Raw genomic sequence first — 833 nt, 5'->3', positions numbered from 1 at the left:
AAAAGGCTGGCTGAACTGAAGGATTACCGGGAGAAGGGTACAATACCAAAGGTAGTCTTTGGGGGCAGAAGGCTGTGGGAAAAGGTCTGCCAGGGCCGGGCCGCCCGTGAGGAATGGCGGCATGCCCGCAGGAACCGCCTCTACTCCCGGGGAGACGAGAGCAAGGGAGGCAACCCCAACATTAAGATATTTTATGACGGACAGGACTTCCGCCTGGCGGTTTCCCTCTCCCACCTTTCTGAACAGACAGGCATAGATAAACTTGGACGCCCCAGGATGAGCCAGGCCCCCAGGGTTGAGGGTAAGTTGTGGCTGCCGGAAAAACACCGGGAACTGGTGCAGATATGGCTGGCCATGAAGTTACCCTATGCGGTAGAACTGATCCGCACCCTGGAAGGACGCTATTTGGTACATTTGACATTTGAAGTGGTCAGGGTGATGGAACCGGACTTTGCTAAAGGTTGTCTGGCTATAGATACAAACCCTGATGGGGTAGCCCTGTGTAACGTTAGTGCTTCCGGCCAGCCGGAGCCGTGGCCGGAGGGTTTTAATATTCCTTATCCCGGCAACCTGGGCAAGTATGAAGGAGAGTTTCAGGTTATCCCTTACCCGAACGGCTTTCTTTATATCAGAATACCAGACTTAGCCCATGCTTCCAGCTTCCGGCGTAGCTACCTGATAGGCGTTTTAGCTAATAAAAAGTTTAACCGCATGGCTTCCAATTTTCCATTTGCGAAAATGGTAGGAGCAATGTATCGGAGAGCGACAAAAGAAGGGGTGCCTTTCAAGTTAGTATCACCCCGGCATACTTCAACCATAGGTTACTGGAAGTA

At 52.0% G+C, this 833-nt stretch carries 1 pseudogene; it reads left to right on the top strand.

The features are described 5' to 3' along the window. Positions 1-833, top strand: a pseudogene (locus tag ULO1_RS12110) (IS200/IS605 family accessory protein TnpB-related protein); the annotation flags it as partial.

Origin of the sequence: Carboxydocella sp. ULO1 (assembly GCF_002049255.1) — a bacterium.
GTDB lineage: Bacteria > Bacillota.
Note: the sequence above shows the minus strand (reverse complement) of the source record. Positions and strands in the feature narration are given on the sequence as shown.